Consider the following 25,051-nt stretch of genomic DNA (forward strand, 5'->3'; position numbering starts at 1 on the left):
GCCGCCCTCCTCCCGAGCGGAGGGCCTGCCCGTCGCCGTCACGCGGGGGGCAGGAACTCCAGGTCGCGGGCACCGGTGAGGGTCAGCAGGCGGTCCGCCTCCTGGCTCAGCTCCGTTTCGGCCCGTGCGGTGAGCGGGACGAACGGCTGGACGACCAGGCGGTCCGCGGTGAGTTTCCAGGTGCCGTGGACGGTGCCGTCGACGAGGACGGTCGGCGCGACCATCGAGCCGACGCACACGCGCCTGCGGTGCTCGTCGGTCATGATCCGGGTGCGGTCGGCGTAGGCGACCATCAGGTTGTCGAACTCGGGCAGGAACCGCGCCGGGGCCGGGGTGTCCGGGTCGGGCGGCGGCGGGGCGTCCGGCAGGTCGAACACCTCCCGGCCGTTCTCGTCGCGGTAGACCCGCAGGTCCATGCGGGCCACGACCTCACGCAGGCGGGTCAGGCCCGACCAGGCCTGCACGTCCATGACCGCGGCCGGGCCGAAGGCGGCCAGGTAGCGGTGGACCAGCCGCTCGACCGGCGGCCCGGCCGCAACGGACCCGGAGGCGCCGGCCCCGTCCTCCGGGCAGGCCGGCTCCACGGGCCCGCCCAGCCACTCATCGGCCAGGGCGAACGGGGTGGCGCCGCCCCTGCCCCAGGTGCCCTGCGGCGGGACGTGAACCAGCTGCAGCATGCTCTGGGCCGACCAGCCCAGCGCGTCGGCGGGCACGCCGGGCCAGCGCTCGGCCAGCAGCCGGCCCAGCTGCGGGCGGGTCAGGACGCGCCCGGCCAGCAGTTCCCGGCCCGCGGCGGCCAGTTCCTCCAGATCCACCCCCGCGGTCACCCGGCCGAAGGAGGCCTGGCGACCCCTGGCCAGGACGGGCTGCATGAGCGGGCGCAGCCACCGGTAGTCGGCCGCAGCGACCAGGTGCAGGGTGCCGCGCAGCACAGAGGCGCGTACGGCCTGCCTGCCGTACAGCAGCGCGGTCAGGTCGGCGACGGTGAAGCGCGCCAGCCGGGCGGCCAGTCCGAGGTAGGGGGCGTTGGCCGACTGGGCCTGCAGGCCGGCCAGGTGCTCGACGGCCGCCAACGGGGACAGCTCGCTGCGGCGCAGCAGGAGCTGCCGGTCCAGGGTGATCCGGTTGAGCGCCGTCGTGGTCAGGGTGCGCGGAGTGCTCATGACTGCGACGATGCCACCCGATGCGGAAAGTTTCGTTCCGCTTTCTGCTCAGGGCTCCGGCCGGGAATGGGGCAGCAGGAGGGTGAACGTCGAGCCCTGGCCCGGGACGCTGGTGGCGGTGATGGTGCCGCCGTGGGCCTCGGCGATGGCCTTGGCGATGCTCAGCCCCAGCCCGATGCCCTGGATGGCCGCCGCGGAGGCGGAGGGGGTGCGGTAGAAGCGGTCGAACACGCGCGGCAGCTCGTCGGCGCCGAGGCCGGCCCCGGCGTCGCTGACGGCGATCGCCACTCCGTCATCGGTGGCCGAGGCCGACACGGTGATCGGGGTGCCGGTCGTGGAGAACTTGACCGCGTTCGACAGCAGCGCGTTCACCGCCCGCACCAGCAGGCCCCGGTCGGCGTGCACCGGGGGAAGAACGGCATCGACGTCCACCTGAACGCGATGGTCACAGGAGCGGGTCTCGGCGGAGGCCAGTTGCACCGCCTCGTCGATGATCTCGCCCACTCCCACCGGGGCGGGGTTGACGGTCAGGTTGCCGCCGGCGACGGTGTTGACCGCCAGCAGGTCCTCGACCAGCCTCTGCAGCCGCATGGCGTTGTGGGTCATGGCGCGCAGCATCCGCATGCGCTGGCCGGCGGGCAGGTCGTCGTTGCCGAAAGTGAGGAGTTCCAGGTAGCCGAGGATGCTCACCAGGGGGGTGCGCAGCTCGTGGCCGACCGTCTCGATGAACTTGTCCTTGGTCCGATCCAGCTCCTTGAGCCGCGCCACGGCGGCCTGCTCCTGGGCGTAGGCCTCACGCAGCGCCCGTTCGGCCCGGCGGCGGTCGGTGATGTCGTGGACGAACGCGTTGAAGGTCCACGTCTCGGCCTCGCACGTGGCCCAGATCACCATCTCGATCGGGAACTCGCTGCCGTCGGAGCGCAGCGCCTTCAGCTCCAGCCGCCGCCCCAGCACCTGCGACCTGCCCGTGGCCAGGAACTGGGCCCGGTCCTCCTCGTAGGCGTCCCGGTAGCGGGCCGGCATGATCGTCTGGTCCATCGGCCTGCCGAGGGCCTGCTGGCGCGTCAGGCCGAACATGCGCTCGGCCGTGGCGTTCCAGCCGTTGATGCGCCCCTGCGCGTCGACGGACACGAACGCCTCCACCGAGGTCTCGATGACCTGCTCCAGCCGGTGCCGGGCGAGTTCCGCCTCCCGGCGGGCATGCTGGCGATCGACCACCCGGCCCATCTGGTGGCCCAGACTGGCCATCACCCGCATCAGCGACTCGTCCGGCGCGACCGCCTCGCGGGAGAAGAACTCCAGCACCGCCGTCACACCCACTGTGGTCACCACCGGCAGTGCGAACGTCGCCCTCACCCCCACCTCCTCGCCCGGCCGGGCGCGTGTGAACAGCGGGTCGCGGGTGACGTCGCGCGACCACACCGGCTCGCCCGTGGCGGCGGCCCGGCCGATGATGTCGGCTCCCGGGGGAAGCCGGGCGGCCGTCGTCACCTCGTACAGCAGCGGGAACTCCTTGACCGCGCCCGTCCATGCACCCGACGAGACGAAGCAGCCGCTCGTGCCGTCCGGCACCCATATGTGGCCCAGCGGCCAGCCGATCGCCTTGCGCACCGCACGCAACGTCGCACGCGCCGCCGACTCCAGATCGTCGCTGGCGCTGAGCGCCGCGGTGACACCGTCCAGCAGCGCCACCAGTGCCGCTTCCCGTTCTCCGGCAGGCACGTCGTCCCCTCGGTTTCTCGCGGCCTGGCTCCGCAGGCGCCATCCACTCGCTTCACTTTAGGTGATGAGGTGAGTACACAGCGCCGTTCCTGGTTCGAAGCCGCAGGCCGGCCGGACCTGGAGCCGCGATCATCGCGTTCCCGAGCCTCACGCCAGGTCTTCGCACCACAGCGGGAGCGCGAAACCGAACGGTGCGGCGACCGCTGAGGCCGCCGGTCTATCCCCGGATCACCTTTGGTCTCGTCGGCGGGTTGCGGGGAGGAGACCAAAGCGACGGCCCCGTGGCCGGGCAGCCGTATCGGCTGGGCCGGGGCGAGACGAAGGATCGGGGGACCAGCTCTTCGACCACGGACGGACCCCGATGAACGAACACCTTGAGACGCCTCTCCCGCCCCGACGACCCGACCGGTCCCACCCCGTGAGGCGAGGCCGGGCGCGCCTCGCCTGGGCGGCGGTGGCGGTGCTGGCGGCCGGCGGGGTGATCAACCCGCAGCCGGCGGCGCTGGCGGACACCGGTGCGACCGCATCGGCAAACGAGCCGATGAATGGGCCGATGAGTGGGTACGCGGCGGACGACGGGCGAGACGCGCGCCTGGCCCGGTTCGACCGGCAGCCGATCACCTGGCACAGCTGCCGGCGCAACAGGAACGACGACATCGGCAAGACCCTGGACGCCGCCGGGGCCCGGTGCGCGGAGGTCACCGTCCCGGTGGACTACAGCGCGCCGGACGGCCGCACGACCACGGTGGCGATCTCCCGGCGCAAGGCCTCCGACCGCGCCCGCCGGCTGGGCACCCTGATGATCAATACGGGCGGGCCGAGTGAATCGCTCTCCGGTGTGACCTGGGTGCTGCAGGGACTGCCGCCGTTCGCCGTCGGCTCACCCCAGCTCGCCAAACGCTACGACCTGGTCGGGATGGATCCCCGGTTCATGGGACGCAACCCCCCGCTGGCGTGCGGCTGGCCCACCGGGCTCGCCGAGAAGGCCGCGTTCGTCGGGCTGGATCGGGCCAGCTTCGACCGCAGCGTGGCCCTGACCAGGAAACTGGCCGCCCGCTGCGCCGGCCAGAAAGACCTGCTGCCGCATGTCTCCACCCGCAACATCGCCCGGGACCTGGACGTGATCCGCGCCGTACTCGGCGAGCGGAAGGTCTCCTACCTGGGCTGGTCCTACGGCGGCTACCTGGGCGGGGTCTACCTGCAGATGTTCCCCGACCGCGTCGACCGGATGCTTCTGGACAGCCCTCCCGATCCCGACACCTACGGGGCCGACGGGGCCCGCGACAACGCGCCCGCGCTCGCCGCGGAACAGCGGAACTGGGCGGCCTGGGCGGCCCGGCACGACGACCGCTATCACCTGGGCGCCACCACCGCGCAGGTCCTGGCCTCGATGGACGTCATCCGGCGGGTCGCCGACCGCGGCCGCCCGGTACGCATCGGCCGCCATCGGGCCGATCTCAACCTGGTACGCAGGCTCGCCCTCGGCACCGACGCCGAGTGGACGTACGCGCGCTGGAGCGACATGATGCGCCTGCTCTACGACGCCGCCCGCGGCGTCAAGGTCACTCCCACCCCCGCCCAGGAGGAGGTCCTGGCCATCCTGTCCTCCACCGAGGTGAACACCGAGGCCGCCGCCTCGGCGGCGAGCAGGTGCGCGGACCGGGCGTCCTCCTCCCGTGACCCCGAGGTCTACTACCGCGACATCCAGGCCCACCGCGCCGGCGAGCCGTTCTTCGGGCCGCCCAACCGCAACGTCACCCCGTGCACGTTCTGGCCCGCCGAGCCCGCCGAGCCCCCCACCACGATCCGCAACGGCCGCCCCGTCCTGATCGTCGGCGCCAGCGGCGACCCCGGCACCCCCTACGCGGGCCAGCTGGTCATGCACCGGGCTCTGACCGGCTCCCGCATGCTCACCCTGCGCGGCGCCTACCGCCACGGGGTGACCTTCTTCGAAGGCAACCCCTGCGTCGATCGCGTGGCCAACCGCTACCTGCTCACCGGTGTCCTGCCCGGTACCGACATCACCTGCAGCAGAGTCAGCCCCTACCCCGGCGCGTCCGGCTCCGGCGAGACCCCCACGAAGGACTGACCGTCCGGATGGGAGAGCGTCGGCCGGCGGATACGTGCAGCGCCGGTGATCGGCGGTCGAACGCTGATCGCCGTACCATGGCACACGTGTCGAACGCCGTGCCGCCCCCGGGTTCCGGGGGCGGCACGGTCGATCATCCGTGGTTGCTGCCCGGTGCCGTCACCCCCTGCGCCGGGGACCGGGAGGGCGTGTCCCGCAGGAGGCGGAGCGTCCGCGACTGGCTCGTGGACGGCCTGTTCTTCGTGCTCGCCGTCGCCGGGGTGGTCGTGCAGATCGAGACATCCGCCCCGGCGATCCGGCCGTCCGGGCCGCCGGCCTTCTGCGGCGAAGCACTCGCCGGGATGGGCTGCCTGGCCCTGTGGCTGCGGCGGCGCTGGCCGGTGGGGGTGGCCCTGGCATGCGCCCCGCTCGGCGTCCTCGTCCTGCCCACGGTGATCACCTCCACCACCCTGGCGGTGTTCACCGTGGCGGTGCACCGGCCCGCCCGCGTGGCGCTCCTGGTCGCCGCGCCGGTCCTGGCCACGGCACCGCTGTACTTCGCGGTGCACCCGGACCCGGCTCGCCAGCCGCCGTCGGAGAACATCATATTGTCGATCATGTCCACCGTGGCGGTGCTGGGCTGGGGGATGCTGGTGCGCTCCCGCCGGCAGGTGCTCGCCTCGCTGTGGGAACGCGCGCAACGGGCCGAGACCGACCAGCGGCTCCGGGCGGAGCAGGCCCGGCGGGCGGAGCGCGCCCGCATCGCCCGGGAGATGCACGACGTCCTGGCCCACCGGATCTCCCTGGTCAGCCTGCACGCCGGGGCCCTGGAGCACGGCACCGACGTCACGGCGGAGGAGACCTCCCGCGCCGCCGGGGTGATCCGCGCCGCCGCCCACCAGGCGCTGCAGGAACTGCGCGAGGTCATCGGCCTGCTCCGCGACCGGCCGGGCGCGCCCGGCAGCGGCCCACCGCCGCGCCCGGTGCCGGGCGACGCCCTGGAGCCGGCCGTCCAGGACCCCCGGGACCGGGACGGCGGCACCCACCGGGCGATGTGGACGATCCCCGCGTGGGCCGTCGACGGGATGCTCTTCGCGGCCTCGGCCTCGGTGGTGGCCCTGTACGGCCTCGTCCCGGGCTTCACCTGGGCGTCAGAGCCGCTGCGCCGGGCCGACCTGGTCTTCGGGGCGCTGGCCTGCCTGGCGCTGTGGCTGCGGCGGCGCTGGCCGGTGGGGGTGGCCCTGGCCTGCGCCCCGCTCGGCGTGTTCGTCTTCTCCGCCGGTTTGGTCGCCGCCCTGGCCGCGCTGTTCACCGTCGCGGTGCGCCGGAGGCTGGGTACGGCACTGCTGCTCAGCGCCTTCGCCCTGGCCCCGGCGCCTCTGTACTTCCTGGCCAGGGCCGATCAGGAACCCGATTCCGGGGAACTGACCGCCGTACCGGCCGGGATCATGTTCGTGGCGGCGGTGCTGGGGTGGGGGATGCTGGTGCGCTCCCGCCGGCAACTGATCGATTCGCTGCGCGAACGCGCCGCCCACGCCCATCGTGACCAGCGGCTCCGGATGGAGCAGGCCCGGCGGGCGGAGCGCGCCCGCATCGCCCGGGAGATGCACGACGTCCTGGCCCACCGGATCTCCCTGGTCAGCCTGCACGCCGGGGCCCTGGAGCACGGCACCGACGTCACGGCGGAGGAGACCTCCCGCGCCGCCGGGGTGATCCGCGCCAACGCCCGCCAGGCGCTGCGGGAGCTACGCGAGGTCATCGAACTGCTCCACGAAGGCCCCACCGTCCCCGGCCGCCCGGAACGTCCGCAACCCTGCCTGGCCGACGTCCCCGAACTCGTCGCCCAGAGCGCCACCGCCGGCAACTCCGTGCACTACACCACCACCGTCACCGACCCGCAGGCCATACCGGCAGTCACCGGCCGGACGATCTACCGCCTCATCCAGGAGGCGCTGACCAACGTCCGCAAGCACGCCCCCGGCGCCGAGGTCCGCCTCGCTCTCACCGCTTCCCCCGGCTGGCTCCACCTCGAGGTCAGCAACCCCCTCCCGGCCACCCCGCCGACCGGTTCCCCCGTGCCCGGGTCCGGGACCGGCCTGATCGGCCTGGCCGAACGCGTCGAGCTCGCCGACGGGTACCTCACCCACGGCCCCGCCCCCGACGGCACCTTCCGCCTCGAAACCTGGATACCGTGCCCGATATGACTGACCCCACCGACGATGGAGCGATCCGGCTGGCGATCGTGGACGACGACGCGCTGGTCCGTGCCGGTCTGGCCATGTTGCTTCGCGGAGCCGACGGGATCGAGGTGGTCGCCCAGGCCACGGACGGCGACGAGGTCGAGGCGATGGTGGACGCACACCGGCCCGACGTCATTCTGATGGACATCCGGATGCCGCGGATGGACGGTCTGGCCGCGACCCAGCGGGTGCGGGCCCGCCCGCCGGCCCCCCAAGTGATCGTGCTGACCACCTTCGACACCGATGAATACGTCCTGCACGCGTTGCGCGCCGGGGCGAGCGGGTTCCTGCTCAAGGACACCCCGCCGCCCGAGATCATCCAGGCGGTCCGGAAGGTGGCCGCCGGGGAGGCGACGCTGTCGCCGTCCGTCACCCGGCGGTTGATCGACCACCTCGTCGACCCGATCGCCGACACCCGGCGTGAGCGCGCCCAGCGGCTGCTCGACCGCCTCACCGAGCGCGAACTGGCGGTGGCGGTGGCGATCGGGCGGGGCTGCTCGAACGCCGAGATCAGCGCTGAGCTGTTCCTGAGCGTGGCCACGATCAAGGCGTACGTGTCCCGGACGCTGACCAGGCTCGAACTGAACAACCGGGTGCAGATCGCTCTCCTGGTCCACGACGCCGACCTGGTCTGACTGCAGGCGGCGCCGGTCAGGGCGGGGGTGCCGGCGGCGGGTGGCGGCAGTGTGCGGGCGGCCGGTCCTGACCTGTCCCCGATGGCACGTCGCTGGGCGTCGGAGCCGGTGCGCATGTCCAGGTTGACGCGATCGTACAGGTGGCGGACGGGCCGGTCTGTGTCGCTTCGGTCCACCGGACAGACCGGGAGATCTCGCTTGATGAACTTGTTGATCAAAGTGGCGTGAAGTCGCCGCCTCGGCCGTACTCTCGTGGAGTCGCATGTTCGCGCGGAAGGGGTGCAGGAGTGGAGCCCGCAGACAGGGGACAGGGTGTCAAGGATGGTTCCCTCGCTGTAAGTTTTTCTGCGGTGCTGGAGCGCATCACCTACGCCAACGAGGAGACCGGCTACACCATCGCCCGGGTGGCCACCGAGCGCTCGGGCGCCGAGCTGCTGACCGTGGTGGGGCCGCTGCTGGGCGCGCAGGTCGGCGAGTCGCTGCGGCTGACCGGGCGGTGGGGTTCGCACCCGCGCTACGGCAGGCAGTTCGAGGTGTGGTCCTACACCACGGTGCTGCCCGCCACCGTCCAGGGCATCCAGCGCTACCTCGGCTCGGGGCTCATCAAGGGCATCGGGCCGAAGATGGCCGAGCGGATCGTCGACCACTTCGGCACCGACACCCTGGAGATCATCGAGACCAGCCCGGAGCGGCTGGTCGAGGTCCCGGGGCTCGGCCCGAAACGGACCAAGATGATCGCGGCGGCCTGGGAGGAACAGAAGATCATCAAAGAGGTGATGATCTTCCTGCAGGGGGTCGGGGTCTCCACCTCGATCGCGGTGCGGATCTTCAAGCAGTACGGCGACAACTCCATCTCGGTCGTCAGGAGCGAGCCGTACCGGCTGGCCGACGACGTGTGGGGCATCGGCTTCAAGACCGCCGACACCATCGCCCAGGCCGTCGGCATCCCGCACGACAGTCCCGAGCGGGTCAAGGCGGGCCTGCGCTACACCCTGTCCCAGGGCGCCGACGACGGCCACTGCTACCTGCCCGCGCCCAACCTGGTCGCCGACGCGGTGAAGATCCTGCAGGTACCGGCCGAGCTGGTCGCCTCGTGCCTGGAGGAGCTCGTCGCGGAGGAGGGCGTGGTCCGTGAGGAGCTCCCGGTCGGCGACAACACCATCCCCGCGATCTACCTGCTCCCCTTCCACCGTGCCGAGCTGTCGCTGGCCGGCTCGCTGCGCGCCCTGCTCACCTCCTCGCACGACCGGCTCGGCGCCTTCCGGACGGTCGACTGGGAGGTGGCGCTGGAGTGGCTGCGCGGCCGGACCGGCTCCGACCTGGCCGCCGAGCAGGCGCAGGCCGTGCGGCTGGCGCTGAGCGAGAAGGTCGCGGTGCTGACCGGCGGGCCCGGCTGCGGCAAGAGCTTCACGGTGCGCTCCATCGTCACCCTGGCCCGCGCCAAGAAGGCCAAGGTCATCCTGGCCGCCCCCACCGGCCGGGCGGCGAAGCGGCTGTCGGAGCTGACCGGCCACGAGGCCACCACCGTGCACCGGCTGCTGCAGCTGCGCCCCGGCGGCGACGCCACCTTCGACCGCGACAACCCCCTCGACGCCGACCTGGTCGTGGTCGACGAGGCCTCCATGCTGGACCTGCTGCTGGCCAACAAGCTGGTCAAGGCCGTCGCTCCCGGCACCCACCTGCTGTTCGTCGGCGACGTCGACCAGCTGCCCTCGGTCGGCGCGGGCGAGGTCCTGCGCGACCTGCTGGCCGCCGAGGAGGAGATCCCCCGGGTACGGCTGACGCACATCTTCCGCCAGGCCCAGGAGTCCGGCGTGGTCGTCAACGCCCACCGGGTCAACACCGGCCTGCCCCCGGCACTGGAGGGCATGAAGGACTTCTTCCTGTTCCCGTGCGAGGAGCCCGAGGAGATCGCCGCGCTCACCGTCGATGTGGTCGCCAGCCGCATCCCCCGCAGGTTCGGCCTCAACGCCCGCCGCGACGTACAGGTGCTGGCGCCGATGCACCGGGGCGCGGCCGGGGCGGGCAACCTCAACACCATCCTGCAGGAGGCGCTCACCCCCGCCCGCGAGGGCATGCCCGAACGCCGCTACGGCGGGCGGGTGTTCCGGATCGGCGACAAGGTCACCCAGCTGCGCAACAACTACGACAAGGGCGCCGCCGGAGTGTTCAACGGCACCGTCGGCGTGGTGGTGGACATCAAGCCCGACGACCACAAGCTGGTCGTGCGCACCGACGAGGACGAGGACGTCGAATACTCCTTCGACGAACTGGACGAGCTGGCCCACGCCTACGCCGTGTCGATCCACCGCTCCCAGGGCAGCGAGTATCCGGCGGTGGTGATCCCGCTGGCCACGAGCGCGTGGATGATGCTGCAGCGCAACCTGCTCTACACCGCGATCACCCGCGCCAAGAAGCTCGTCGTCATCGTCGGCTCACGCCGGGCGCTGGCGCAGGCGGTGCGCACCCGCGGCGCCGGCCGCCGGCACACCAGCCTCACCCATCGCCTGCGCCAGGGCTAGAAGATCCCGTCGCCGCGGGAGCGCACCGCGGGTCCGTCTTCCGTGGGTCCCTCCGCGCTGTCGGCCGTGCCGCTGCCTGTGCTGTTCTCGATGCCGAGCAGCTCCTGCAGGGCCTGCGCGCCGGGACCGGTGACGCGCAGCGCCCGGCCCGAACCGATGCGCCTCACCCAGCCGCGTTCCAGTGCGGTCGCGCAGAGCACGGCCCCGGCCACGCCGGCCAGGTGGTGGCGGCGCTCGGTCCAGTCCAGGCATCCCCTGGCCAGGGGCCGCCTGCCGGACGGCGTGAGCCGTACCTCCAGACGGGTGGCGAACCACTCCAGGCCGGCGTCGCTGAGGGCGAAACCGGTGTCCTGCAGCAGCAGGCCGCGGGCGGTCAGGGCGTCGGCGACGGCCACGCCGAGCCGCCCGGCCAGATGGTCGTAGCAGGTACGGGCCTCGGTCATGGCCCGGGCCGAGGCGGCGGCGCGCAGCGTCGCGGGCGGCGGAGGGGCGGAGACGGCCAGATCGGCGTGGGCGGCCAGGTCCTCCAGCAACTGGGCCACCCGGGGGCCGGCCAGGCGCAGGTAGCGGTGCCTGCCCTGGCGCTCCTCGGCCAGCAGGCCGCCCTGGACGAGCAGGGACAGGTGCTCACTGGCCGTGGAGGCGGCCACCCCGGCGTGCCGGGCCAGTTCCCCGGCAGTCCAGGCGCGCCCGTCCAGCAGGGCCAGGCAGAACCGGGCCCGGGTGCCGTCGGCCAGCAGGGAGGCCAGGGCGGCCAGCGGGATCTGCGCGGTGGCTGTCATGCCTCCATCATGCGGCGCGGACAGTTCGGCGGACGCCGTACGAAGGCGACGCGGCGGATGCCGCACGGAAGCGGCGCGGCGGGCGGGCCGCCGGGTGCGGGCCGGACGGTGACGGGTCTGCGGGGAGCGCCAGGCGACACGCCACTATCAGGTTCACTCGCTGTCGGCAGAGGGTTGACCTCTCGAAGTAATGCAAATGTGACCTAACTCCCCTGAACCATGTGCACTTCACGCGCATCTCCTAATAGTGTTTTTGGATGAGTTTGCACAGTGGGGGAGAATTTTGTGCTGAACGTTGATCACAGCCGGTTGAGGATGCCGATAGCCGGGTTGGCTGTGGCCGCCCTTGCCGTGTTGACCGCCTCCTGCTCCGACGAGCCGGCCGGGGCGGGGCCCGCCGCCGCGGGGGGTGACGGGGGCGCGACCGCGCCGGCCACCCCGGCCGCGCCGGTCATCAAGATCAGTCCCGCCGAGGGCAGCGCCACCGTCCGCCCGGACAAGAAGGTCGTCGTCACCGCCGCCGGCGGTCCGCTTGAGCAGGTCACCGTGGAGAGCGGCGGGGAGCAGGTGGAGGGCGAGTTCGACGCCGAGCGCACCAGGTGGGTCTCCAAGGTCCCGCTCAAGCCCGCCAGCGACTACACCGTCTCGGCGCGTGCGGCCGGCGGCACGACCGCCAGCAGCTCCTTCACCACGCTGAAGCCGGAGATCGAGCTGGCCGTGGCCGACGTGACCCCGGCGGTCAAGGGGGAGAAGGTCGGCGTGGGGGCGCCGATCATCGTGACCTTCAACCAGCCGATCCCGTCCAGGGCCGGAAAGGCCAACGTCGAGCGGGCGCTGGAGGTCACCGCGGAGAAGCCCGCCCGGGGGGCGTGGCGGTGGATCGACGACAAGACCGTCATCTACCGGACCGCCAAGTTCTGGAAGGCCCACCAGAAGATCACCTTCACCGCCCACCTCGAGGGGGTCCAGGGCGGCAGGGACATGTACGGCGTCAAGGACTTCACCAAGACCATCCGCGTCGGCGCCGCCCAGATCTCCACCGTCAACACCCGCAAGCACACCATGATCGTCAAGCGGGACGGCAAGGTGGTCAAGAAGATGCTCATCAGCGCGGGCATGGCCACCACCCGCGCCTACACCACCACCAGCGGTGTGCACCTGGCGATGGGCAAGGCCAACCCCGAGCGGATGATCTCTCCCGGCTTCGAGAAGGGCCATCCGGAGTACTACGACGTCATGATCAACCATGCCGTGCGGTTCTCCAACAGCGGCGAGTACGTCCACGCCAAGAACAACGTCTGGGCCCAGGGCCGCCGCAACGTCAGCCACGGCTGCATCAACGCCCGGCCCGACCAGGCCAAATGGTTCTACGACACCGTCCAGCGCGGCGACGTGATCATCGTCAAGGGCACCGACCGCGAGGTGGAGTGGAACAACGGCTGGAGCTACTGGCAGCTGTCGTTCAAGGAGTGGAAGAAGGGCAGCGCCCTGCCGGCCGGCACCTCCGACGGCGACGCGGGCGCCGGTGACGCCGCAGAGACGGCGGACAGCGCCGGTTGACCCCCGGGTCCCGCCGCATGTCCGGCGGGACCCGCCCCACAGGGTGATCCACGTCACATCGGCTGGATGGGCGGCCTGTTACCGGCCAGTATGAACGGGATGAAGGCACACCACCTCAACTGCGGGACGATGCTCCCACCGGCCTCGCCCCGCATGGTCGCCCACTGCCTGCTCCTCGAGACCGGCGGCGGCCTCGTACTGGTGGACACCGGTTTCGCCGCCGGGGAGGACAACCTCGACGCGGGCTTCACCCGCATGGTCCGCCCCGCACTGGACCCGGCCGAGCCCGCCGTGCACCAGATCCGGCAGCTCGGCCTGGACCCCGCCGACGTGCGCCACATCGTGCTCACCCACCTCGACCCCGACCACGCGGGCGGGCTGCGTGACTTCCCGCACGCCCGCGTCCACCTGCACGCCGCCGAACTGGCCGCCGCCACCCGCCCGGCCACGGCGAATGAGCGCCGCCGCTACCGGTCCGCCCAGTGGGCGCACGGGCCCGACTGGGCGACCTACGACGACGCCGGCGAGGACCTGTTCGGTCTGAGCGCCCGGCCGCTGGACGGGGTGGACGGCGTCGCCCTGGTGCCGCTCGCCGGCCACACCCGAGGTCACTCCGCCGTCGCGGTGCAGACCGCCGACGGCTGGCTGCTGCACGCCGGCGACGCCTACTACTTCCACGGCGAGGTGGCCACTCCGCCGCGCTGCCCCCTGGTGCTGCGCGCCGCCCAGCGCGCCGTCGCCGTCGACCACGCCCGGCGCCTGGCCAACCTCGCCCGGCTGCGGGAGCTTCCGCGGGACCGGGTCGAGGTCTTCAGCGCCCACGACGCCCTCGAGCTGGCCCGCTACCAGTCCTCGCACCAGCGGTGAGAGGTCAGGACACCGTGCTGGAACAGGGCGGCGGCCCGGTCGTGCCGGCATGACGGTGTCCTCTCCCTCGGCCGGCACGTCATGCCACTTGTCACACCGGTGTCGTACGGCTTCGGCGAAGAACTCCGGAGCGAAGAAGCCGGCGTAGGCGGCCTTCCGCGACGACGCGTGGATCTCGCCCGCCACCTCCCCGCGGTGGCGTAAGCCGGGACCGCTGCGAAGACCCCGGTCAAAGATCACGATCTTGGGGCCATCGGGCGGGCGGGACCACCGAGCAGGTCCTCACGCGCGACGGCGCGAACGTCGTCGTCGGCTCCGGCGGCGCACCCGCTTCGCGATCCTGGTGCTCGCCGTTCGACGGCGCCCTCTGCGCCGCCGTCTCCGCCCTCGACCGTATCGCCCTTCTCGCGGAGGCCGGTGCTCGGGCGCGCACGCCTGGACCGCCGTCACATGCCAGGGCCACGCGCCAGGCGTGCGCCCGGACTCGGCAGACACCGCCCCTCCATTCGAATGGGGGTAGAAGCGCTAGAAAATGTAATCCCTATAGGTGTATAAGTGTCATATAACCCGTCGATAACCCCAATGTTGGGAGGTCGTCGCTGTGCCGAAGATCAACGTGTACCTGCCCGACGAGCTGGCGGAGGCGGTCAAGAACGCCGGCGTCCCGGTGTCGGCGATCTGCCAACGCGCGCTGGAGCAGGCGGTGCGCCGGATCACCGCCATCCGCCAGACCGCTCTGGGCGAACTGGCCGCCGATGACCTGGGCGAACGGCTGCCGCGATTCACCGACCGTGCCCGTACGGTCGTCAAGCTGGCCATCGACCGGGCGCGTGCCGATGCTGCGCCGAACGTCGGAACCGGGCACCTGCTCGCCGGAATGCTGGCCGAGGGGCAGAATTTGGCGTTGCACGTGCTCAGAGCGGTCGAGATCGACCCCGCACAGGTCCAGCGCGACCTGGAGCGGCAGACGGCCGGAGAAGAAGGCGGAGCCGGCGAGGGCTCATCGGTCCACTTCAGCGATCCCGCCGCGGGCGCTCTTGAACTGACGGTCACCGAAGCGACCGCGCTGGGACACAACTACGTCGGCTGTGAGCACCTGCTCCTGGGATTGATCACCGAGCCCGACGGAACCGCCGGGCAGGTGCTGCGGGCGCTGGGCGCCGAACCCCGCCTGGTCCGCCGCGCCGTGACAGCGGCCCTGGCCGGCTACGTGCACCTGCGCGCTCAGACTGCGGCTGCCGGTGACCCGACGCAGGCGCTGGCCGCGGCGGTGCAGAGGCAACTGCAGCCGCTCATCGAACGCATCGAGCGCCTGGAGCAAAACCGGGGCTCCGCACCCGGGCCCCGGTGACCACGGCCGTGAAGACACCGATCCGCCGACGAGGCGAAGGCCCGCCGGCGTCCTCCCGCCGGAGGACACAACGGCGGCGAACCCCGGTCACCCCCCGGCTCCGCCGCATCCTGCTCAGCGTCACGGCCATGGCCGTCTTCTGGTTGTCGGTCCTGCTGCCGCTCCTTGCCGGCGGCCGATGACTGTTGCCGATACCCGCCCGATCTGAGGAGGACCCCGTGGTCTCGCGTGTGCGGCTGGCGACCAAACCCCGAGCACTCGGTGACCTCGATCGCGCGTCTGCCCGGCGTCTCGGCGAGCACGCTCTACAACCACGTCCCGGACCTGCGCGAGCTGCGTGCCGCCCGCGGGGCGGCCGAACTCCAGGCGGCAAGCCGGTGATCCGTTACGCGGTGTCGCCAGACGGTCGTTTGCCGACGCCTCAGGAAGCGGTGTCCCGTCGCTTACGGCGTCCGGTCGCGCCTGCCCGTTTTCCGGGAAGCTCCTGGTGGATCTGCTCGGTCGCGTTACGGCCGGCCTCGGAGGTGCGCTGGAGGAAGCCGGCGAGGAGCTCGAGTTCGGCTGGGCCGTAATCGGCGCAGATCTGCTCCAGCGAGGCGTTCATGCCGGCGAACATGCCGAGCAGTTCGGCGTTGCGTTCACGCCGGGCGCGGATTCGCGTGGCGCGGCGGTCGGCGGGGGCGGGTTCGCGGGTGATCCAGCCGCCGCGCTCCAGGCGGTCGAGGATGCCGGTCATCGTGGCCGGGTGCAGGCCGGCGCGCTGGGCCAGGGCGGTCGGAGTGAGCGGGCCGTGGGCGTTGATGAGGTCCAGGCAGTCCAGGTCGACGTCCTTGAGGTCGAGGTGGGCGCCGACATGCCGGTTGAGCAGGGACAGGTGCAGGCTCAGCTCGCGGAGCGCCCCGCGGATCGCCGTTGTCGTCTGCCGTCGAGCGCGATCCGGATCCCCAGATGGTACGGAAACCATAATTTACGCCTCTCGAATCAATCTGTTACGGTTCTCGTATATTACGACCCTCGTACTGAGAAGCCGTGGCAGCGGAGGAAACCCGTGTACCTTCTGACCGGCTCGACCGGAACCATCGGACGCGAAGTAATGAAACTCCTGGTGGACGCCGGTGAGGAGGTGACCGCGGTCACCCGGGCTCCGCACGCCGCCAAGCTACCCGCCGACGTGCGGGTCGCCGGCGCCGATCCCGAAACGCTGGCGTCGGCGCTGGAGGGCGTCACGGCGCTGCTGCTCGCGCCTCGAGCCGTCGGTGACACTGCCGCCGAACTGCTGAGGCTGGCGGCCGAACGGGGCGTGCAGCGGGTGGTGCTGCTATCGGCGATCACGGTGGAGTACGGCGGCGGATACGAGCGCTTCGCCGCGGCGTTCACCAGCATCGAGGCGGCAGTCGCCGCTTCCGGCCTGGCGTGGACCTTTCTGCGCTGCGCCGACTTCGCCGCCAACACCCTGGCCTGGGCCCCGCAGATCCGCGCGACGGGCACGGTCCGGGGCGCCTACGGCAACGCCGCGACGGCATCGGTCCACGAGCGCGACATCGCCGAGGTCGCCGTCCGGGCCCTGCGCGATCCCGCGCACGCCGGCCGCCGCTACGCCCTGACCGGCCCGCAACCGCTCACCCAGCACGACAAGGTCCGTCTCATCGGCGAGGCGATCGGCCGCCGGCTGGCCTTCCAGGAGATCACCCACCAGCAGGCGCGCCAGGCCATGCTCGCCCAGGGACTGCCCGAGGACGTTCCCGACCGGATGCTCGGCTACCTGTCCACCTGCGCCGACCAGCCGGGCCCGGCCACCGACACCGTCGAACGGGTGCTGGGACGTCCCGCCCTGCCCTACGCCGAATGGGCCATCGACCACGCCGACGCCTTCTGCGGCAGCTAGCGCCAATCCGCTCCGGTACTCCCCTGATGCCAACTTGCCATGGAACTGGGCGGCGGCGTACCGGGGACCGAGGCGCTCGGCGTGCACGGCGCGCTCGACGACATCTTTCCGGTGGAGGCGCTGCACGACCTCGACCGGGACTGGGGCGTACGGCATCGGCTGGTGGTGCACCCGCGCGAGGCCCACACCAGCCTGAACCTGATCAACCAGTACACCCAGCAGACCGCCGACTGGGTCGTTGAGCCGACTGCGGGTCGGGCCGGCCGCTACCGGGGTTCGCCGCCGGGGCGGCCGGCCCCTACCGCAGGTCGCCCCGCAGGCCGGGATGCAGCTCATGGCTGATGCCGACGTGCTCGGAAACCCGTTTCTGCAGCTCGACGAAGGTGGCCGCCTCCTCGGCGGACAGCCCGCCGAGCATCTTCGCCTCGAACTCGGTCACCACGGCATCCGCCTCGGCGTGCAGCTCGCGGCCGGCGGGCAGCAGGTGCACGGCGTGCGCGCGCCGGTCGACCGGATGCCTCCGGCGCTCGATCAGGCCACGCTGCTCCAGCTCGTCGACGAGGCCGACCATGACGTTGCGATGCACGTTCAGCGGCTCGGCGAGCTGGTGCTGGCTGCGCCCGTCCTGCTCGATGAGCAGGCTCAGCATGCCGAAGTGACGCGGCTGGATGCCGAGGGGGACGAGCAGCTCGGTGAGGTGTGCCTCCACGTGGACGCCCAGCCGGGTCATCAGGCAGGCGGGGTGGCCGTACAGCGGTTGTGGTGTCACGGAACCATGCTAACTCACATGATAGTCACTACGAGAGATAGTCACGTTGAGGGATAGTCACTCATGATGCATACTTGGCGGCATGCCTCAGGAGCTCTCGTCATCAACTGCGGACGCACCCCGGGACGCCCGGGACGACACGGCCCTCGATCCGCGCCGCTGGCTCGCCTTCGCGGTGGTCCTGGTCGCCGGCTTCGTGGATCTCGTCGACTCGACGATCGTCAATGTCGCAATCCCCAGCATCCAGCGTGACCTGCAGGCCGACTACGTCCAGCTGGAGTGGGTCGTCGCGGCCTATGTGCTGTCCTTCGCCGGCCTGCTGATCCTCAGCGGCCGTCTCGGTGACATCTACGGCCGCAAGCGCATCTTCATGATCGGCATGGCGGCCTTCACCGTCGCGTCCTTGAGCTGCGGCCTGTCCGTGAGCCCCGCGATGCTGATCGCCTCCCGGCTCGCCCAGGGCGCGGCGGCCGGCCTCATGGTCACCCAGATCCTGGCCATCCTGCGCGTGACCTTCCCCGCACACGAGCGGGGCAAGGCGGTCGCCCTCTTCGGTGGCGTGACCGGGTCGTCGGCCCTCTTCGGCCTGGCGCTCGGCGGCGTGATCGTGCAGTGGGACCTGTTCGGCTGGGAGTGGCGCACGATCTTCCTGATCAACGTGCCGGTCGGTATCGCCTCGCTGATCGCAGGCGCCGTCTTCCTCCGCGAGTCGCGCTCGGCGCGCCGGCCCCGGCTCGACGCCGCCGGCATGGTGCTGGCCCTGGCCGCGGTGACGCTGCTGGTCTACCCGCTCACCCAGGGCCGGCACGTGGGCTGGGCCGGCTGGACCTTCGCGATGCCGGCGGGTGCCGTCCTGCTCCTGGTGGTGTTCGTCGCCTACGAGATGCGCCGCTTCGCGACGATCGGCTCGGCGCTGGTCGAGTTCGGGGTCTTCCGCTCCCGGCAGTTCTCGGTCGGCATGGGTATGTGGTGGCTGTTCTGGATCGCCTCCGGCGGCTTCTTCTTCGTCTGGACGCTGTTCCTGCAGGCGGGTCTCGGCTGGTCCCCGATGCACGCCGGCCTGACCGCCGCCACCCTGGCGATCGGCGTCGGCATCGGCGCGGGCAACGCGCCCACCAAGCTGGTGCCGAAATTCGGCAGCCGCGTGCTGGTGGCCGGCGGCATCATCAACGCGGCGGGCTGGCTGCTGCTGGCCTGGCTGATCACCCACTTCGGGCAGTCGCTCAACTCATGGCAGCTGATCCCGGCGCACCTGCTGTGCGGCATCGGCTTCGGATTCATCGTCGCGCCGAGCCTCGACATGCTGCTCGGCCAGGTTCCGCACGACCAGGCCGGCAACGCCTCCGGTCTGCTCAACACGGTGCAGCAGGTCGGCATCGCGCTCGGTGTCGCGACCCTCAGCCTCGGCTTCTTCGCCCAGCTGGACAGCGGTCACCAGCGCGGCGCCGACGCGGCCACCCCGGCCCTGCAGTCGCAGCTGGCGGCCGACCCCCAGCAGCAGCAGGTCCTGGCGGCTTTCCGCGCCTGCGTGACGGACCGGTCGGCGTCGTTCGACCCGAGCCGGACCCCGGCCAGCTGTGACACCGGTGCGCTGAGCCCGGGGACGGCCACCGCGTTCCGTGCGGCGGTCGCCACGGCCGACGCCAAGAACTTCGCGTACGCGTTCGCGAGTGTCCTGATCGGCGGCGCCCTGGTGCTGCTGATCGTGGCGATCGGGTTCCTCGCCCTGCCGCGGCGCGCGCAGATGGTGAACCCGCTGCTGGACGAGCCCGAGTCCGAGATCGTGACGGCGTGAGAGGAATGACGGAGATGAAAAACGTACTGGTCCTCGGCAGGGAACGGCATCTGGTCGACGCGTCGACGTCGATCATCGAGGCGAGCGGTTTCCGGACGGTGGGCGTGACCCGTGACGAGGAGGCGTTCGCGCTGCTCGACAGGGGCGAGTTCGTGGCGGTCCTGGTCGGCAGCGGGGTCGAGCTCGAGTCGCGCCCGCACGTCAAGCGGCACGCGGCCCCGCACGGCACCGTCGTCCTCCAAGCGCAGCGGGTCTTCGGCCAGACCGTGCAGGAGCACGTCCGTGAGGTCATCGTGCCGCAGTTGCTCGAGCTGAAGATCTGACACCTCATATCCAGCCGGCCCGGGCCCCGCGACCGCGAGCAGCGGCCCGGTGAACCTATGTGGTCACCGCACTAGCCGACGATTTGCGGTGGTGGCTCTACAGCTGCGAGGAAACGCTTTGCGGCGCCCGGTCCAAGTAGGGGTGTAAGGGCGAACGACGAAGGGAGCGAGGCCGGTGCGCCTCAACGAAGATCCTGTGGCCTTAGAGGCCTTCTACCGTCGCCACGTTGACGCCGTCATGCGGTTCGTCGTCCGGCGGGTGAGTGACCCTCACCTGGCTGCTGATCTGACCGCTGAGGTGTTCCTGGCGGCCATGGGCTCGGCGCATACCTACCGCCCCGGGAAGGGGAGCGAGATCGCATGGTTGTACGGCGTCGCGCGCAACGTCATCGCCGCCCAGCAGCGGAAGACGGTTCGCGAGGCGCGGGTGACCAGCCGGATCGCCGGTCGGCGGCTGATGGACGATGACGACCTCAGCCGCATGGAGGAGCGGATCGACGCCGAGCGTCGGATGCGGAGCGCTCTGGAAGCGATGCGGGAGCTTCCCGAGGGCGAACGGGCCGTGCTGGAACTCGTGGCGATCGATCAGCTCACCGTGGCGGAGGCCGCCGAAGCCCTGGGAATCAGGCAGGTGACCGCGAGAGTCCGGTTGCACCGTGCCAGACGCGCTCTTGGAGACGTCGCTTCGCCACCGGCCGTATACGTGGAAGGACAGGCATGAGCAACTTCGAAGAGCGCCTGCTCATGGCGCTCAAGGAGGAAATCACCACCGGGACCGCCGAAGAGCGCATGGCGATCACGACCCCGGTGCGGCGGAGATCGGGGCGCCGCGTCGCAGGGCTGGCCGCCGCGCTGGCGGGGGCCGCGGCGGCCACCGCGGTGGCGGTCACCCTGTTCAGCGGAGCCGGCAGCCCGGCCTTCGCGGTGACCAAGGGCGCGGGCGGGTCAGTCGATGTGTGGATCAAGGAATTTCGCGATTCCGCGGAGCTGGAGGCCAAGCTTGCAGAGGAGGGGATCACAGCCCAGGTGGACTACCTGCCCGGGGACCAGATCTGCGAGGCGCCCCGGGATGGGCGATCCGGGGGCGGCCGTGCGGGCGAACCGGTGGAGTCAAAGATCGGCCGCGACGGCAGGGGAATCTTCTTCCAGCTCAAGCCGGGGCAGATCACTACCGGAGAGACGCTGGTCCTGAGAGTCTCCTTCGACCACGCCCACCCGGACCAGCCACCGACCGCGACATCGCTGCAGGTGACCGAGGGCGAGGTCGAGCCCTGCAAGGCGGTCCCGATGCCGGAGCCCAACGGTCCCGGGCCGGCCGCGCCCGAACCGACCGGGCCTGCCACCACCGAGAAGTCCGGCACCGGTGAGGACGAGGGGCCCGGCCTGGACTCCAGCGGCGGCTGAGATCCCGGCCCGGCGGCCTTCCCGAGCAGCGGCCGCCGGGCCGGCACCGCGTGCGTCGCACGTTCCTCCCGAATGTCAGCGACGACCGGACTTGGTCCAGGTATTGCCTCTGCAGTCGAATCCGCAGCCGGAGTTGCCGCAGGTCGAGTCGCACCTGGCAGCGGGGACGCGGATCGGCCTTCAACTGTGCCGGCTGGGCCAGCAGCTCCTCCAGCCGGCCAGGTCACGCACCGGCTCGGGCCGGTGCGTGACCTGGCCGGCGAAGATCTCCTCGAAGCGACGCACTGCCGAAGCGACCACGCGTTCGGTCTGATGCTCCCCGTCCGGCGGCTCGACCTTCTCGCTGCGGCAGCGCCGCCGCCAGGCGGCCCCGATCGGTCTCCACCGGGCACGCCCGGAGCCTTCGTCTAGAGCAGGGACAGCTGCCGGGCCGCGGCCGGCGCGGGCCGGACCGCCGGGGGAGCGGGCCGCAGGCCGTAGCGGGTGGCCAGCTCGCACACCTGCCCGGTGATCCGCGCGGTGTAGCCGGCGTCGGCGTCGGGGCCCTTGCCGTACAGCTCGGCGTAGCGCTCCACCAGGCCGGGGTGGCGCTCGGCGAGCCAGGCGAGGTACCACTCCCGCGCGCCGGGCGGCAGGCGCAGCACCCTCGGCTCGAGACCTGCCGCCCCGGCGGCGGCGATCCGGCGCACCGTGGCCGAGAGCTGGTCGGGAGAGTCGGTCAGCAGCGGCAGGATCGGCGACATCGCCACGCCGCACGGCACGCCGCGCTCGGCCAGCGCCGCCACCAGCTCCAGGCGTTTCTGCGCGCTGGGCGCCCCCGGCTCGACCAGGCGGCGCACCTGGTCGTCGACGAACGCCACCGAGACCATCACGCTCGCCCCGCCCGCCGCCAGCAGCTCGGCGTCCCGCAGGACCAGCGGGCTCTTGGTGTGCACGGTGAAGGCCGCCCCGGCCTCGGCCAGCGCACCGGCCAGGTGCGGCATGATCCGGTAGATCTCCTCGGCGTGCTGGTAGCAGTCACCCGCCAGGCCCACCGAGACCGCTCTGCCGTCCCACTTGCCGGCCAGTTCCCTGCGGAGCCGCCGGACGATGTCGGTGCGCACCACGACGCGGGAGTCGAAGTCGGCCCCGGCGTCCAGCCCCAGGTAGCGGTGGCCGCGCCGGGCCGCGCAGTAGCGGCACGCGTGGGCGCAGCCGCGGTACGGGCTGACCGCCCAGCCGTCGGGATGCGCCTCCAGCGCGGTGCGCGCCCGAACCTCGTAGCAGGTCAGCGCGCCATGAACCCGGGTCACCGCGGTGCGCTCGATCCGCGGCCGGGCGTCGGGCGCCTCGGCCAGCAACGCGGGGGAGTGCCATCCCATGCGGATCAGTGGAACACGCTTTCGACTCCCCTCGCAAGGGCTTCCGGCAGGTGCCCGCGGTCACCGCCTCTCCCGCCCCCTGTCGGTCCGCAGGACACGCATCCCAAGAATCCGGACCTGCCCGGTCGGCGGGCTCGCCCCGCGGCCCGGACGCGGCGACGGTGGAGGGCGGACGACGGAAGGAAGAAAGACGCCCATGAAGACCCTCGCGTTCGTGCTCTACCCCGGCATCACCGCCCTGGATCTGGTCGGCCCCCTCCAGGTGGCGTCGGTGTTCGCCGCCTTCGACCCCTCCTGGGACGTGGTGGTGGCCGCCGAGACCCTCCAGACCGCCCCGACCGACACCCCGCTCGGCCTGACCGCCAGCCACACCTTCGACCAGCTCGCCGAGCGCGCCGCGCCGTACGCGGTGATCGTGCCCGGTGGCACCGAGCCGACCTTCGCCGCGCTGGCCGACGACAGGCTCCTGGGGCGCATCCGCGCCCTGGCCGCGGGAGCCCAGGTGGTCGGCTCGGTCTGCACCGGCTCCCTGCTCCTGGCCGCCGCCGGGCTGCTGCAGGGCCGCCGCGCCACCAGCCACTGGGCCGCGCTCGACGTGCTCGGCCGCCTGGGTGCCGTCCCGGTCGCCGAGCGCGTCGTGCACGACGGTCCCGTCGTCACCGCCGCCGGGGTGTCGGCCGGCATCGACATGGCGCTGGCCCTGGTCGACCGGCTGGCCGGCGAGGAGATGGCGCGGACCGTCCAGCTCATGATCGAGTACGATCCGCAGCCGCCGCACGGCCCCATCGACTGGGCCGCGATCGACCGCGCCGCCTTCGCCCCGCTGATCACCGGCATGCTGGTCACCGCCCTGGCCGATCATCCGCGGCTGCGCGAACGCCTCACCGCCTGAGGGCCGCCCCTGCCTCCCCGGGGCAGGGGCCCGGAGATCCGGGTGCGTGAGGCGACCCTAAGCTGGAGCGCCTGTAAGCGCGTTTTTCCGGGGGAGAACTTCACACATGGCCTGGTTCATGCTGGCAGGCGCGATCGTCGCGGAGATCCTGGCCACCACGGCCCTCAAACTCAGCGACGGTTTCTCCCACAAGGGCTGGTCGCTGCTGGTGGTCGCCGGCTACGGCACCGCGTTCTACCTGCTGTCCCAGGCCCTGCGGCTGCAGATGGAGGTCGGCACCGCTTATGCGGTCTGGTCGGGTGTGGGAACCGCCGCCATCGCCGCGATCGGCGTGCTGTTCCTGGGGGAGAGCCTCACCGCCGCCAAGATCGCGGGTATCGCCCTCATCATCGCGGGCGTGCTCGTGCTCAACCTTGCCGGCGGGGCCCACTGACCTGGCGGACCGGCCGGCCGCGGTGCCGACTTATTAATCTACAATGTAAAGAAGCCGGCAATAAACAGGACACGAAATCAGGCTCTCGAAAACCAGGCGGCAAGGCGGGAGCCGGGACTTTATTGCATCGCCCGTCGTCTTCGCCCTGTTCTAGGCTGGCCGGATGTTCAAGCCCTCCTATCCGATCCGGACCGACCGGCTTCTCCTGCGTCCCTTCACCCTCGGCGACCTGGACGCCCTGCATGCCGTGCAGTCGCTGCCCGAGGTCACCCGCTATCTGTACTGGGAGGCCCGCGATCGGGAGCAGGTCCGCGAGTCGCTGGAGGCCAAGCTCGCGCAGACGGCGCTCCTGGACGAGGGTCAGGCGCTCTCCCTGGCGGTGGAGATCGCCGCGACGGGTGAGGTCATCGGCGACGGCCTGCTGTTCTGGCACAGCCGTACCCATCGCGCCGGCGAGATCGGTTATGTGCTGCACCCCGATCACCACGGCAGGGGGTACGCCACCGAGGTCGGGCGCGCTCTGCTGGAGCTCGGGTTCGACGGCCTGGGCCTGCACCGGGTGACCGGTCGCATCGACGGCCGCAACACCGCCTCGGCCAGGGTTCTGGAGCGGCTGGGCATGCGGCGCGAGGCGCACCTGGTGGAGAACGAGTGGGTCAAGGGGGAGTGGACCGACGAGGTGGTCTACGCGATCCTGCGCCGCGAGTGGCAGGCTCGCCGCTGAATTCGGATGCTGACGGCGCTGCGGGGCCGTCGGGGTCACCTCGTGGTGGTGGCCGCGTCCCATTCGGGGATCCGGGAGCGGATCGTCAGGGAGTCGGGTGTGACGGGTTGGGTGCAGCAGCGGCAGGCCACGACGGGGTCGAGCGCCGCGCCGCAGGAGTGCTCGAACACCACCGGGGGCCGGTCGGTCAGGTGTCGGTCGCCCCATTGCCGCAGCAGGTGCAGGACTCCTTGGAGTTCCCGTCCGGCTGAGGTCGGGCGGTATTCGTATCTCGGTGGCCGCTGGTTGTAGCAGACCTTCTCCAGCACTCCGGCCTCGACCAGGTGCCGCAGGCGGGTGGCCAGGATGTCGCGGGGGGCGCCGATGGCCCGGACCATCGCGTCGAAGCGGTGTACGCCGAGGAACACCTCGCGCAGGATGAGCAGAGAGTATTTCTCGCCGACCACGCCGAGGGCGTCGGCGATCGAGCAGGGGCGTGCCGCTGTCATGTGTCCAGGGTACGGCAGTGCATTGGAAAATCCAACGCACTCGTCTACAGTGGGTCCAGTTTTCCAA

General features: G+C 71.6%; 23 protein-coding genes. 16 read left to right on the forward strand and 7 right to left on the reverse strand.

The window, feature by feature from the left end:
• Positions 1-38 precede the first annotated feature (38 nt).
• Positions 39-1,163 (reverse strand): winged helix DNA-binding domain-containing protein, encoded by a 1,125-nt coding sequence (locus HS041_RS29775; protein ID WP_196444138.1) that lies wholly within the window; start codon positions 1,161-1,163, stop codon positions 39-41.
• A 48-nt stretch (positions 1,164-1,211) separates the two neighbouring features.
• Positions 1,212-2,885 (reverse strand): ATP-binding protein, encoded by a 1,674-nt coding sequence (locus tag HS041_RS29780; RefSeq protein ID WP_196444139.1) that lies wholly within the window; start codon positions 2,883-2,885, stop codon positions 1,212-1,214.
• Between the two features lie 553 nt (positions 2,886-3,438).
• On the opposite strand from HS041_RS29780, the gene HS041_RS29785 reads away from it, so the two are divergent.
• The 4 genes from HS041_RS29785 (at position 3,439) to recD2 (ending at position 10,350) form a co-directional block, all read left to right on the forward strand.
• Positions 3,439-4,974 carry an alpha/beta hydrolase gene (locus HS041_RS29785; RefSeq protein WP_230879854.1) on the forward strand — a complete coding sequence of 512 codons (1,536 nt, stop codon included), beginning with the start codon at positions 3,439-3,441 and terminating at the stop codon, positions 4,972-4,974.
• Positions 4,975-5,060: 86 nt separating this feature from the next.
• A complete protein-coding gene (locus tag HS041_RS29790; RefSeq protein ID WP_196444141.1) occupies positions 5,061-7,157 on the forward strand; it encodes an ATP-binding protein in 2,097 nt (698 codons plus the stop codon).
• On the forward strand, positions 7,154-7,828 hold the full coding sequence (locus HS041_RS29795) for a response regulator transcription factor (RefSeq protein WP_196444142.1): 675 nt from the start codon (positions 7,154-7,156) through the stop codon (positions 7,826-7,828). The genes HS041_RS29790 and HS041_RS29795 overlap by 4 nt, the downstream gene beginning before the upstream one ends.
• Positions 7,829-8,178: 350 nt before the next feature.
• Complete coding sequence (gene recD2 / locus HS041_RS29800) at positions 8,179-10,350, forward strand: SF1B family DNA helicase RecD2 (RefSeq protein WP_196444143.1); 2,172 nt, start codon at positions 8,179-8,181, stop codon at positions 10,348-10,350.
• Here the strand turns inward: recD2 and HS041_RS29805 are convergent.
• Positions 10,347-11,132 carry an ArsR/SmtB family transcription factor gene (locus HS041_RS29805; protein WP_196444144.1) on the reverse strand — a complete coding sequence of 262 codons (786 nt, stop codon included), beginning with the start codon at positions 11,130-11,132 and terminating at the stop codon, positions 10,347-10,349. The genes recD2 and HS041_RS29805 overlap by 4 nt on opposite strands.
• Before the next feature lie 285 nt (positions 11,133-11,417).
• On the opposite strand from HS041_RS29805, the gene HS041_RS29810 reads away from it, so the two are divergent.
• The 3 genes from HS041_RS29810 to HS041_RS29820 all read left to right on the forward strand — a co-directional run bounded on the left by HS041_RS29810 (position 11,418) and on the right by HS041_RS29820 (position 14,910).
• A complete protein-coding gene (locus tag HS041_RS29810; protein WP_307845507.1) occupies positions 11,418-12,692 on the forward strand; it encodes a L,D-transpeptidase in 1,275 nt (424 codons plus the stop codon).
• A 99-nt stretch (positions 12,693-12,791) separates the two neighbouring features.
• The gene (locus HS041_RS29815) at positions 12,792-13,559 is read left to right on the forward strand and encodes an MBL fold metallo-hydrolase (RefSeq protein ID WP_196444145.1); all 768 of its coding nucleotides are present in this window, start codon (positions 12,792-12,794) and stop codon (positions 13,557-13,559) included.
• Between the two features lie 601 nt (positions 13,560-14,160).
• Positions 14,161-14,910, forward strand: coding sequence for a Clp protease N-terminal domain-containing protein (locus HS041_RS29820; RefSeq protein ID WP_196444146.1), 750 nt, complete (start codon positions 14,161-14,163; stop codon positions 14,908-14,910).
• A 421-nt stretch (positions 14,911-15,331) separates the two neighbouring features.
• On the opposite strand, the gene HS041_RS29825 is transcribed toward HS041_RS29820, so the two are convergent.
• Positions 15,332-15,874, reverse strand: a complete 543-nt coding sequence (locus HS041_RS29825; RefSeq protein ID WP_196444147.1) for a MarR family winged helix-turn-helix transcriptional regulator — start codon at positions 15,872-15,874, stop codon at positions 15,332-15,334.
• Between HS041_RS29825 and HS041_RS29830 the strand changes: the two genes are divergently transcribed.
• Both HS041_RS29830 and HS041_RS29835 read left to right on the forward strand, forming a co-directional pair.
• Positions 15,764-16,795 carry an NAD(P)H-binding protein gene (locus tag HS041_RS29830; protein WP_255530097.1) on the forward strand — a complete coding sequence of 344 codons (1,032 nt, stop codon included), beginning with the start codon at positions 15,764-15,766 and terminating at the stop codon, positions 16,793-16,795. The genes HS041_RS29825 and HS041_RS29830 overlap by 111 nt on opposite strands.
• A gap of 39 nt (positions 16,796-16,834) precedes the next feature.
• A complete protein-coding gene (locus HS041_RS29835; RefSeq protein ID WP_196444149.1) occupies positions 16,835-17,137 on the forward strand; it encodes a hypothetical protein in 303 nt (100 codons plus the stop codon).
• Here the strand turns inward: HS041_RS29835 and HS041_RS29840 are convergent.
• A complete protein-coding gene (locus HS041_RS29840; RefSeq protein WP_307845508.1) occupies positions 17,094-17,564 on the reverse strand; it encodes a MarR family winged helix-turn-helix transcriptional regulator in 471 nt (156 codons plus the stop codon). The two genes, HS041_RS29835 and HS041_RS29840, sit on opposite strands and share 44 nt — an antisense overlap.
• An 82-nt stretch (positions 17,565-17,646) precedes the next feature.
• Here HS041_RS29840 and HS041_RS29845 point away from each other — a divergent pair, with 82 nt between their 5' ends.
• The 4 genes from HS041_RS29845 to HS041_RS29860 all read left to right on the forward strand — a co-directional run bounded on the left by HS041_RS29845 (position 17,647) and on the right by HS041_RS29860 (position 21,086).
• A complete protein-coding gene (locus HS041_RS29845) occupies positions 17,647-19,359 on the forward strand; it encodes an MFS transporter (protein ID WP_196444150.1) in 1,713 nt (570 codons plus the stop codon).
• 14 nt (positions 19,360-19,373) lie between these two features.
• Positions 19,374-19,682 (forward strand): hypothetical protein, encoded by a 309-nt coding sequence (locus HS041_RS29850; RefSeq protein WP_196444151.1) that lies wholly within the window; start codon positions 19,374-19,376, stop codon positions 19,680-19,682.
• A gap of 175 nt (positions 19,683-19,857) precedes the next feature.
• Positions 19,858-20,403 (forward strand): RNA polymerase sigma factor, encoded by a 546-nt coding sequence (locus tag HS041_RS29855; RefSeq protein ID WP_196444152.1) that lies wholly within the window; start codon positions 19,858-19,860, stop codon positions 20,401-20,403.
• Positions 20,400-21,086, forward strand: coding sequence for a hypothetical protein (locus HS041_RS29860; RefSeq protein ID WP_196444153.1), 687 nt, complete (start codon positions 20,400-20,402; stop codon positions 21,084-21,086). The genes HS041_RS29855 and HS041_RS29860 overlap by 4 nt, the downstream gene beginning before the upstream one ends.
• A gap of 407 nt (positions 21,087-21,493) precedes the next feature.
• On the opposite strand, the gene HS041_RS29865 is transcribed toward HS041_RS29860, so the two are convergent.
• Positions 21,494-22,447: a radical SAM protein gene (locus tag HS041_RS29865; RefSeq protein WP_196444154.1), complete on the reverse strand. Its 954-nt coding sequence runs from the start codon at positions 22,445-22,447 to the stop codon at positions 21,494-21,496.
• 196 nt (positions 22,448-22,643) lie between these two features.
• On the opposite strand from HS041_RS29865, the gene HS041_RS29870 reads away from it, so the two are divergent.
• The 3 genes from HS041_RS29870 to HS041_RS29880 all read left to right on the forward strand — a co-directional run bounded on the left by HS041_RS29870 (position 22,644) and on the right by HS041_RS29880 (position 24,496).
• Entirely contained in the window at positions 22,644-23,339 is a 696-nt protein-coding gene (locus HS041_RS29870) for a DJ-1/PfpI family protein (RefSeq protein ID WP_196444155.1), read from the forward strand.
• Positions 23,340-23,445: 106 nt separating this feature from the next.
• Positions 23,446-23,772 carry a DMT family transporter gene (locus tag HS041_RS29875; RefSeq protein ID WP_196444156.1) on the forward strand — a complete coding sequence of 109 codons (327 nt, stop codon included), beginning with the start codon at positions 23,446-23,448 and terminating at the stop codon, positions 23,770-23,772.
• A 163-nt stretch (positions 23,773-23,935) separates the two neighbouring features.
• On the forward strand, positions 23,936-24,496 hold the full coding sequence (locus tag HS041_RS29880; RefSeq protein WP_196444157.1) for a GNAT family N-acetyltransferase: 561 nt from the start codon (positions 23,936-23,938) through the stop codon (positions 24,494-24,496).
• 35 nt (positions 24,497-24,531) lie between these two features.
• Here the strand turns inward: HS041_RS29880 and HS041_RS29885 are convergent, their stop codons facing one another.
• On the reverse strand, positions 24,532-24,984 hold the full coding sequence (locus HS041_RS29885) for a winged helix-turn-helix transcriptional regulator (protein WP_196444158.1): 453 nt from the start codon (positions 24,982-24,984) through the stop codon (positions 24,532-24,534).
• Positions 24,985-25,051 lie beyond the last annotated feature (67 nt).

It is taken from the genome of Planomonospora sp. ID67723, from assembly GCF_015711605.1.
GTDB lineage: Bacteria > Actinomycetota > Actinomycetes > Streptosporangiales > Streptosporangiaceae > Planomonospora_A.

What these genes read in the sequence shown, in the direction of transcription:
- HS041_RS29775 (WP_196444138.1), bottom strand. Translation starts at nt 1,163, where the DNA reads ATGAGCACTCCGCGCACCCTGACCACGACGGCGCTCAACCGGATCACC.
- HS041_RS29785 (WP_230879854.1), top strand. Translation starts at nt 3,439, where the DNA reads ATGAGTGGGTACGCGGCGGACGACGGGCGAGACGCGCGCCTGGCCCGG.
- HS041_RS29795 (WP_196444142.1), top strand. Translation starts at nt 7,154, where the DNA reads ATGACTGACCCCACCGACGATGGAGCGATCCGGCTGGCGATCGTGGAC.
- HS041_RS29805 (WP_196444144.1), bottom strand. Translation starts at nt 11,132, where the DNA reads ATGACAGCCACCGCGCAGATCCCGCTGGCCGCCCTGGCCTCCCTGCTG.
- HS041_RS29815 (WP_196444145.1), top strand. Translation starts at nt 12,792, where the DNA reads ATGAAGGCACACCACCTCAACTGCGGGACGATGCTCCCACCGGCCTCG.
- HS041_RS29830 (WP_255530097.1), top strand. Translation starts at nt 15,764, where the DNA reads ATGCCGGTTGAGCAGGGACAGGTGCAGGCTCAGCTCGCGGAGCGCCCC.
- HS041_RS29825 (WP_196444147.1), bottom strand. Translation starts at nt 15,874, where the DNA reads ATGGTTTCCGTACCATCTGGGGATCCGGATCGCGCTCGACGGCAGACG.
- HS041_RS29835 (WP_196444149.1), top strand. Translation starts at nt 16,835, where the DNA reads ATGGAACTGGGCGGCGGCGTACCGGGGACCGAGGCGCTCGGCGTGCAC.
- HS041_RS29845 (WP_196444150.1), top strand. Translation starts at nt 17,647, where the DNA reads ATGCCTCAGGAGCTCTCGTCATCAACTGCGGACGCACCCCGGGACGCC.
- HS041_RS29850 (WP_196444151.1), top strand. Translation starts at nt 19,374, where the DNA reads ATGAAAAACGTACTGGTCCTCGGCAGGGAACGGCATCTGGTCGACGCG.
- HS041_RS29860 (WP_196444153.1), top strand. Translation starts at nt 20,400, where the DNA reads ATGAGCAACTTCGAAGAGCGCCTGCTCATGGCGCTCAAGGAGGAAATC.
- HS041_RS29865 (WP_196444154.1), bottom strand. Translation starts at nt 22,447, where the DNA reads ATGGGATGGCACTCCCCCGCGTTGCTGGCCGAGGCGCCCGACGCCCGG.
- HS041_RS29870 (WP_196444155.1), top strand. Translation starts at nt 22,644, where the DNA reads ATGAAGACCCTCGCGTTCGTGCTCTACCCCGGCATCACCGCCCTGGAT.
- HS041_RS29875 (WP_196444156.1), top strand. Translation starts at nt 23,446, where the DNA reads ATGGCCTGGTTCATGCTGGCAGGCGCGATCGTCGCGGAGATCCTGGCC.
- HS041_RS29880 (WP_196444157.1), top strand. Translation starts at nt 23,936, where the DNA reads ATGTTCAAGCCCTCCTATCCGATCCGGACCGACCGGCTTCTCCTGCGT.
- HS041_RS29885 (WP_196444158.1), bottom strand. Translation starts at nt 24,984, where the DNA reads ATGACAGCGGCACGCCCCTGCTCGATCGCCGACGCCCTCGGCGTGGTC.